This window comes from Acinetobacter stercoris (assembly GCF_900323515.1).
Classification (GTDB): domain Bacteria; phylum Pseudomonadota; class Gammaproteobacteria; order Pseudomonadales; family Moraxellaceae; genus Acinetobacter; species Acinetobacter stercoris.
In genome coordinates this window covers 1-7,853 of the sequence record NZ_OOGT01000189.1, presented here as the reverse complement: position 1 = coordinate 7,853, position 7,853 = coordinate 1, and the positions used below count along the sequence as shown (strand labels likewise).

At 35.7% G+C, this 7,853-nt stretch carries 11 protein-coding genes; 7 read left to right on the top strand and 4 right to left on the bottom strand.

Features of this window, described 5'->3' with window-relative positions:
- From KPC_RS15850 to KPC_RS15840, 3 genes are all read left to right on the top strand, one after another.
- The coding region (locus KPC_RS15850; protein WP_121975326.1) for an alpha-ketoglutarate-dependent dioxygenase AlkB at window positions 1-443 on the top strand (443 nt) is incomplete at its 5' end.
- A 92-nt stretch (window positions 444-535) separates the two neighbouring features.
- Complete coding sequence (locus KPC_RS15845) at window positions 536-865, top strand: GNAT family N-acetyltransferase (protein WP_121975323.1); 330 nt, start codon at window positions 536-538, stop codon at window positions 863-865.
- Window positions 866-1,115: 250 nt separating this feature from the next.
- On the top strand, window positions 1,116-1,835 hold the full coding sequence (locus tag KPC_RS15840) for an SDR family oxidoreductase (protein ID WP_121975322.1): 720 nt from the start codon (window positions 1,116-1,118) through the stop codon (window positions 1,833-1,835).
- Here KPC_RS15840 and KPC_RS15835 read toward each other — a convergent pair.
- On the bottom strand, window positions 1,832-2,266 hold the full coding sequence (locus tag KPC_RS15835; RefSeq protein ID WP_228212287.1) for a YkvA family protein: 435 nt from the start codon (window positions 2,264-2,266) through the stop codon (window positions 1,832-1,834). The genes KPC_RS15840 and KPC_RS15835 overlap by 4 nt on opposite strands.
- An 82-nt stretch (window positions 2,267-2,348) precedes the next feature.
- On the opposite strand from KPC_RS15835, the gene KPC_RS15830 reads away from it, so the two are divergent.
- The gene (locus tag KPC_RS15830; protein ID WP_121975321.1) at window positions 2,349-3,227 is read left to right on the top strand and encodes a DMT family transporter; all 879 of its coding nucleotides are present in this window, start codon (window positions 2,349-2,351) and stop codon (window positions 3,225-3,227) included.
- Between the two features lie 86 nt (window positions 3,228-3,313).
- Here the strand turns inward: KPC_RS15830 and KPC_RS15825 are convergent, their stop codons facing one another.
- Window positions 3,314-4,792, bottom strand: a complete 1,479-nt coding sequence (locus tag KPC_RS15825) for an MFS transporter (RefSeq protein WP_121975320.1) — start codon at window positions 4,790-4,792, stop codon at window positions 3,314-3,316.
- A gap of 89 nt (window positions 4,793-4,881) precedes the next feature.
- On the opposite strand from KPC_RS15825, the gene KPC_RS15820 reads away from it, so the two are divergent.
- Together KPC_RS15820 and KPC_RS15815 are read left to right on the top strand one after the other, a co-directional pair.
- Complete coding sequence (locus KPC_RS15820) at window positions 4,882-5,481, top strand: TetR family transcriptional regulator (protein ID WP_121975324.1); 600 nt, start codon at window positions 4,882-4,884, stop codon at window positions 5,479-5,481.
- Between the two features lie 165 nt (window positions 5,482-5,646).
- On the top strand, window positions 5,647-5,853 hold the full coding sequence (locus tag KPC_RS15815) for a KTSC domain-containing protein (RefSeq protein WP_121975319.1): 207 nt from the start codon (window positions 5,647-5,649) through the stop codon (window positions 5,851-5,853).
- Between the two features lie 29 nt (window positions 5,854-5,882).
- On the opposite strand, the gene KPC_RS15810 is transcribed toward KPC_RS15815, so the two are convergent.
- Both KPC_RS15810 and KPC_RS15805 read right to left on the bottom strand, forming a co-directional pair.
- Complete coding sequence (locus KPC_RS15810) at window positions 5,883-6,476, bottom strand: O-methyltransferase (protein ID WP_121975318.1); 594 nt, start codon at window positions 6,474-6,476, stop codon at window positions 5,883-5,885.
- Window positions 6,477-6,552: 76 nt separating this feature from the next.
- Window positions 6,553-6,771 carry a DUF1653 domain-containing protein gene (locus tag KPC_RS15805; RefSeq protein WP_121975317.1) on the bottom strand — a complete coding sequence of 73 codons (219 nt, stop codon included), beginning with the start codon at window positions 6,769-6,771 and terminating at the stop codon, window positions 6,553-6,555.
- A gap of 293 nt (window positions 6,772-7,064) precedes the next feature.
- Between KPC_RS15805 and KPC_RS15800 the strand changes: the two genes are divergently transcribed.
- Window positions 7,065-7,853, top strand: a 789-nt coding sequence (locus KPC_RS15800) for a thioredoxin family protein (protein ID WP_171334516.1), incomplete at its 3' end; no start/stop codon positions are given.

Sequence of the window (7,853 nt, the reverse complement as noted above, 5' to 3'; positions counted from 1 at the left end):
ATATTAAATGGGATGAACGCATGTTAGCCCGAAAAACAGCAAGTTATGGTAAAGCTTATAATTACTCACAAATCAACTATGATGAGACTCCTTTTCCTGACGAATTAACTCCATTAATCCATCAGCTCAAAAATCAATTAAATTTTCAACCAAACAATTGTTTAATTAACTATTATGAAAATGGAAAATCTCGGATGGGATGGCATTCCGATCAAATTGATATTTTAGAAACCGATACAGGAATCGCAATTATCTCTTTGGGAGCAGAAAGGATACTCAAGTTTAGAAATATCAGAGATAAAAACCAGACTAGAGAGTATTTTCTTAATTCTGGAAGCCTGATTTATATGAATCAGAATGTACAAAAGCTTTGGCAGCATTCAATTCCTAAATGTGATGTAGAAAATGGCCGATTAAGTTTGTCTTTTAGAAAAATTCTGTAAGCCATAGCATTTCATAACAAAAATATATCAATCATAATCGATATTCTCCCGCATTATGCTTGGATCAATATTGTTAAAAATATACTGGATGAATGGCTAAGATTACGGTTATTCCATTAACTCTCGATTATGCAAAAATGGTATTTCCTTATCTCCAAAATGATGAAATATATCATTATATCCCAGACCAAAAATATTCATCTGTAGCAGAGTTAGAACGGCATTATAAAATTCTAATCCAAGGTTCAGAAAACTCTGATGAACTTTGGCTAAATTGGCTCATTTTTGGCAAAGACGTAGATAATCAGGTGCTGGGAAACTTACAAGCTACAATATGTTTATCTCAACAAGATACTCAGATTGGATATATCATTTTTAAGGATTTCTGGAACCAAGGCTATGCAACAGAAGCTGTTATTTGACTAGGAAACTACTTATTAGAAAATTTCAAAATAAAAAGTATTGAAGCCTATGTCGATCATCATAATATCGCATCAATTAAAGTGTTGAACAAACGTAAGTTTGAATACATCACTCAAGCTCAAGGTGAGCTATATTATAAAAAAATATACCGGTTTAGCCCAGAAAAATAATCATCTTGCCGTCACAAATATTTAACTTTTTATCCTCTGTTTTTGGATTAGGATTAAATATCAACAAAGGATAACAAGAATGACTCAAAAATACGTCTTGGTTACAGGTGCAACAAAAGGCATTGGCAAAGCGATTTGCACACTTTTAGATGCTCAAGGATTTCATCCCATCGGCATAGCAAGACATACTGAAAATATAAAATTTTCGGGTACATTGTTCCCCTGTGATCTCTCCGATATAGCAAAAACAGAAACGGTTTTAAAACAGATCTCCTCAAACTATGAAATCTATGGCATCGTCAATAATGCAGGAATTGCATCTCCCCAAGCATTAGGTGAAATACAACTGGATGTTTTGCAACAGGTACTTGATTTGAACGTAAGGACTGCAATTCAAGTAACCCAACATTTCACACAACAGCTCAAAAATCAGCAAAATGGGCGTATCATTAATATCTGTAGCCGTGCAATATATGGTTCATTGGACCGGACAGCCTATTCTGCTGCAAAAAGTGCCCTCGTCGGATGTACCCGTACATGGGCTTTAGAACTTGCAGAATATGGAATTACCTCAAATGCAGTCGCACCAGGCCCTATAGAAACTGAACTATTTAGAAAAAATAGACCTGTTGGTAGTGATGCTGAAGCAAAGATTCTCAATACAATCCCCATGCATAAGCTAGGGACACCTGAAGATGTTGCCTATCTGGTTAATTTTCTACTATCCGAACAGGCTGGATACATCACAGGTCAGGTCATTTCAGTTGATGGTGGTGGAAGTATTGCTGGACGAAGTTAAAATACTTGGAATATTTCACTTAGAATATCAAAAATTTTATTCTCATTTTCCAGATAAAGGTCTAAGAAAATATTGAACAATAGCAGTAATAAAGTACACCAAAGTATGATAATAATACAGGCTGCCCAACGACTTACTGGTCGTTTAGAAATGCTTAGAGCTCTGGTACGGCAATCTTGTATAATTGTATCTGGTGTACATTTTATAACGAGAAATAAACCTAAGGGCACGATAATCATATCATCTAGATAACAGATAATAGGAATAAAATCAGGGATCAAATCAATTGGAGATAGTGCATAAGCAGCAAAGAAAAAAGCAAGCATCTTAATGAAAACAGGTGTTCTATCATCTCTGGCAACTAACCAAACGACGATAACTTGTTGTTTTAACACTTTTACCCATTGTTTTATTTTTGCCAACATAAACATAGTCTTGCCGCACTGTTCATATTCTATTTTATCGACGTTTATTTAAAGAAACCTTAATGAATACTTTTATCTGGATACCAGGATGATGTACAGCCTACTTTGCGCCTTTCTCTGGGCAACAACAGGAATTTTTGTCAAAAGTGTTCAAAATATTCCTATTGCACTCATTTTATTTTCCAGATTTGTCATTGCGGGCATTTTTATTTTCATTCTTGATCAATCCAGAAAACGACCTACTCCTCTCACATCACATTTTGCTAATAAACTTAAATTACAACTGAGACTTGCATCACTGATGGTACTTTATTATTTAACTGCAACTTATTCATTTATTTACGCTCCTGTTGCACTGGCAACATTATTGATGTCACTGTCCCCTTGTGTTGCAATTATATATAAAGCCATCCAACGTGAAAAAATCTCTTTTATTGAAATATCTGGATTTTTACTCGCATTTCTCGGTGTTGCCTTCTATATTTATCCATCTTTAAATATTGCGGATAACCAACCCCGGATTATGCTCTGGGGATGTCTACTGGCATTTTCTGCTGCCATTTTTAAAGCCATAAATGCCCAGTTGATTTGGAATAACAAGGCTATTTTAACTAACCAAGATCTAAACCAAGTCAACAAATATACTTATGTTATTGCGATCATACTTACAAGTTTCAGTCTATTTAAAATTGATCAGCATCTCACATTTTCTACGCTTAATTTTTCTCTCCTTCTACTGCTTGGAATATTTGCAACAGCGTTACCGAGCATTTTAAATAATATTGCTTCCAGTAAGATTGATCCTGTTGCCAACACTGTCATTGGCATGCTTACCCCCTTAATGGCAGGTTTTTTAGCATGGATCTTTATTGGAGAGAAACTGACGTTATGGTCTATTTTTTCGCTTCTTATCTCCCTCAGTGGCGTTCTTTTAATAGTGTTAAAAGGAAATAAAAAGCTGGCCTAAGTTTCATCACTGACACACCCTGTTAAACTATTTTTGATAATTTTCACCACATTTCATAGTCACAAAATCCGAAAACTGAATACCGTTTAATGGCTATTTTTTTTCCAGTAAAACGCGACAAATAACATTAAAAATAGCAATGTCATACTGGAGACATACAAAACTGAATGATGAGCCGAACTAAAAGCCTGATTAGCGAGCAACTGTATTTCTGTTGTGAACTTTGAATCCAGTCCAGATAAAACATGTACTGTTTCTGCGATTGAATTTTTGGCAAGATCAAAATGCTTATTATCCATTAAATTCTGAAATTGTATTTTATGACGATAAAAATAGGATACTAATAAACCAAATATTGCGACACCAAAGCCCGTACCCAATTCATAAGACATTCCTTCAATTGAACCAGCAGCCGTTGCTTTTTCGACAGGACTCGCCGAGATAATCGCAGATGTTGCAGCTAAAAAAGTTGCTTCAATACTTGCACCCAACACAATCATCCAGAACCATGCATAATAAGCATTCTGTGAAAAATCTGTTTCTGCTAATCCGACAAAAGCGATCGCTGATAACGCCAAGCCCAACAAACTCACAAGCCGTACACCAAAACGATTAATTAAAAAGCTTGCAAATATTCCGCTAAGACTTACTGCAATCATAAATGGCAAGATAAACAGGCCAGCTTCTAACGGAGAAAACCCATAAACAAACTGTAATTCCTGAGAAATCAATAGCTCAAATCCAACCAGAGCAATCATAGTAAAGACACAGATCATAAATCCCATTTTTACAGATTGGATTTTAAACAAACTTAGATCAATTAAAGGTTCTAAACTCGTTTTCTGTTTATGAATAAAATAAATTAAAAGGCCGATTCCCAATAATGCTGATACGACAACAGACTGATCATATGCTTTCATACAGGTTTTAATTGCATAAATAATGAATAAGATAGAACTTGTTAAAACTACTGCATCAAGAATATTAATATGCTTACGTGAGTTGATTGATTGCTGGGGTAAAAGAAAATAACCGCCAATCAATACCAAAAAAATCAATGGAATATTAATTAAAAATACAGAGCCCCAATGATAATGTTCCAATAAGAAGCCACCCAATAGAGGACCAAAAGCAGCTCCCCCACCACCAGCAACAACCCATATCCCTAATGCAAAATTACGTTGTTTTTCATTCAAAAAGACACTCCGGACACATGCCAATGTAGCAGGAATAATCATTGCTGCACCACATGCCAAAATGATACGGGCAAAAATGAGCATGTTTGCAGAAATTGCAAAGGCAGCAAGCAGAGAACCTACAGCAAAAATGCTCGCACCGATGAGCATCAACCGTTTATAGCCCAATCGTTCACCCAATGCCCCCATTGGTAAAAGCAAACCTGCCATCATGAGAGAATAGATATCAATAACCCACAACATTTGATTATTATCGAGTGTGAGTGCTTGCGTTAATGTTGGCACAGCCACATGTAATACTGTCGCATCAATAGATACGGGAAGATAAATCAGTACAACTATTGCTAATATGTACCACTGGCGTAACATAGAATAACCTGGTTTTATTAATTTGAACAAATGTTCAGAATATATTACACATCAATGAACATATGTTCAACTTATTTGGTTTAATTGGTATGACGTACTTAAACAAGCAAGAAAGAAAATCTCAAATCATTGATTCGGCAAAACAAATAGTTTTAAAAGAAGGGTTAGATGCATTGACTGTACGGCACTTAGCCTCAACATCAGGTATCTCTGTAGGACAAGTACATCATCATTTTGGATCTGTATCCGAATTGAAAGTTGAAGTCTTTCTTGCTTTAGTCAGACTGAATCTAGAAACCGAAAATCCGATAACAACTGATGCCTTAATTTCATTAACTAATATTTTAGGATTTGAACAAAGTGCTGAAGAACTTACAAATCTCAAACTCTGGAATGATGCTGAACAACTTATTGATAGTGATCCGATTTTCAAATGCGCCTACCAGCAAGCAATACAGCTTTGGCATAAATCTGTAAAACAGGTTTTAAGTCATGGGCTATCAGCAAACAAGTTTGAGTTTGATATAAAACAGATCGATGATATCGCTTGGCGACTCATCGCCGCATCTTGCGGTTTAGAAAATTTATATAATCTCAATATGCCAAATATGGATGCAGATTTCTTTTATCAGCATATATGCATTTTCATTCAAAATGAAATCAGGGTCGTCGATCATACTGCAATGTAAAGAGTTGTCTGGTGATATGAATTTCCGAAATCGAGATATTTATTTGAAAATTAATAGGAAGCATTTTACAAATCTCCAATACAAGGCACCCCAAAACTGGATTAATTTCAGAGGAAGCGAATGGATCGCTTATAAAATAACGTCACCTTCTAGAAGGGGTTGCCTATGGGAACAATGCTTGCCGTGACTTCTTGGAAATACGATGCTTCTTCACGGTATTTAAAAATTTTTTATAATAATGGTTCAGGTGAACTTTACCACCCTGTCCCCGAGTTTATCTATGACAACCTGCTTCGATGTAGTGATAAAACGGCTTTCGTGCATAAATACCTAGAATATGACTTACATTTTACTCGTATTTCGATTCAATAAATCAGGGGAATTTCCCCTGATTTTTAAGCTTATGATTTAAAAACGACCATAAACAATCCTGCACCTAATGATAATGTCGTCGTCATAAAGCGATTGTCTTTTTTTACTTCACAAATGAAGTCTTTTACTTCTGCTGCATGCGAAATGACATTATCAACAATAAGTACCCCACCCTGTGGCTGAATCATATTCGGTAAATATTTCCAATAATTGACATAAGCTTCGCGTTCCGCATCTAGCAGAATAAAATCATATATTTCACTCGATGTTTCAATGAATTTCTGGGCATCACCAACCCAAAAATCAATTACATTATCGACTGACAATTCCTTTGCATATTGTTTAGCCTGATGAGTCCTCTTTTCATCTATCTCAAGCGTAGTCACCTGCCCCTGTGTTACCTGAGCTGCATCCGCTAACCATAATGTTGAATAACCCGTAGAGGTTCCTATTTCCAATATCTTTCTGGACTGTTGTATACGGATGAGCATCGCCAAATATTGTGCTGACTCAGGTTCTATATTTCTGTAGCGATGAATCCGGTCTGGCATCGTGGCATCATGTTTAATGAAAATTTGATATAGCTGATTTACACGTTGTAGAAACTCTTCATTTAGGCTCATTTTATGGCTTCCTTTAGTCCTCTATCAGCGCTCTTTATTGTATTTTTATTATGCGTCAAAATAGTTAAAATATAAATTATTCCGTTACTTGTAGCAGTTTAAATCGCGGTAAACTCTTTCCATCTATATCTACATGTTCTAAAAACATCTCCAATGGTCTGACCCATATAGAATAATCACCATATAAACATTGATAAACAACTAATTTTTCTCTGGTTTCACTATGAGTAACAACATGAAAAACCTGATATAAATTTCCTTTATAATGTTGATAAATTCCTTTTTTTAACATCATTTTTCCTCCCAATCACTATATGTCACCTGATGTTAAAACAAATTAAAAATGAAAAATATAGTTAATTTACAAAATATTATCGTTTCCTCAATTTTAATTTCTTATTCATTTGAATATTGTCATACATCATGACAAACTCTTTATTGCAAATAACAATAAAAAAAGCCTGGTTAAAATCAACACCCAATCAAAAAATCGATCATAAGTATAAAAATAAACTGTTTTACCTATTTATGCATTTGACGTAATATCTATCTCAAGAACAGAATTTAACTCCTTTGGAGAGTGTTAGCATGTTAGATCAAAATATTAAAGCTCAATTAAAAGCTTATCTCGAACGTTTAGAAAGCCCTATTGAACTTGTCGCTGCTCTTGATGACTCTGACAAATCAGCAAAAATCAAGGAACTGGTGTCTGAAATTGCTGAATTATCTCCTCAAGTCACTGCCCGTTTCGATGGTCAAAATAAACGTGTGCCTAGCTTTGGTATTGCTAAAGCAGGTGAACAACCTCGCGTATTCTTTGCAGGCTTGCCAATGGGGCACGAATTTACATCACTGATTTTGGCATTGCTTCAGGTTTCTGGCTATGCACCTAAAGTTTCTGATGAAATTCTGGCCCAGATTAAAGATCTACAACTGACTGCTGACTTTGATGTATTTGTTTCTTTAAGCTGTCATAACTGTCCAGACGTAGTTCAGGCATTAAACCTGATCGCGATCAACAATCCTGGTACAACTGCAACCATGATTGATGGTGCTTTCTTTCAGGAGGAAGTGGAAGAACGTAAAATCATGGCTGTACCGATGTTGTTCCAAAACGGTGAACATATTGGTCAAGGTCGTATGACTCTGGAAGAAATCGTTGCCAAACTGGATAGCAATGCTGCAACAAAAGAAGCGGCTAAATTAAATGCCAAAGATGCATTTGATGTTTTAGTGATTGGTGGTGGACCTGCGGGCGCAACTGCAGCCATGTATTCTTCACGTAAAGGTATCCGTACAGGTATCGTGTCTGAACGCTTTGGTGGTCAGGTGATGGATACCATGGACATTGAAAACTTTATTTCAGTGGTCAAAACC

Coding starts and splice junctions, on each gene's coding strand:
- KPC_RS15815 (WP_121975319.1), top strand. CDS start 5,647: ATGGGAACAATGCTTGCCGTGACTTCTTGGAAATACGATGCTTCTTCA.
- KPC_RS15830 (WP_121975321.1), top strand. CDS start 2,349: ATGATGTACAGCCTACTTTGCGCCTTTCTCTGGGCAACAACAGGAATT.
- KPC_RS15835 (WP_228212287.1), bottom strand. CDS start 2,266: ATGTTTATGTTGGCAAAAATAAAACAATGGGTAAAAGTGTTAAAACAA.
- KPC_RS15840 (WP_121975322.1), top strand. CDS start 1,116: ATGACTCAAAAATACGTCTTGGTTACAGGTGCAACAAAAGGCATTGGC.
- KPC_RS15845 (WP_121975323.1), top strand. CDS start 536: ATGGCTAAGATTACGGTTATTCCATTAACTCTCGATTATGCAAAAATG.
- KPC_RS15810 (WP_121975318.1), bottom strand. CDS start 6,476: ATGAGCCTAAATGAAGAGTTTCTACAACGTGTAAATCAGCTATATCAA.
- KPC_RS15805 (WP_121975317.1), bottom strand. CDS start 6,771: ATGATGTTAAAAAAAGGAATTTATCAACATTATAAAGGAAATTTATAT.
- KPC_RS15825 (WP_121975320.1), bottom strand. CDS start 4,792: ATGTTACGCCAGTGGTACATATTAGCAATAGTTGTACTGATTTATCTT.
- KPC_RS15820 (WP_121975324.1), top strand. CDS start 4,882: ATGACGTACTTAAACAAGCAAGAAAGAAAATCTCAAATCATTGATTCG.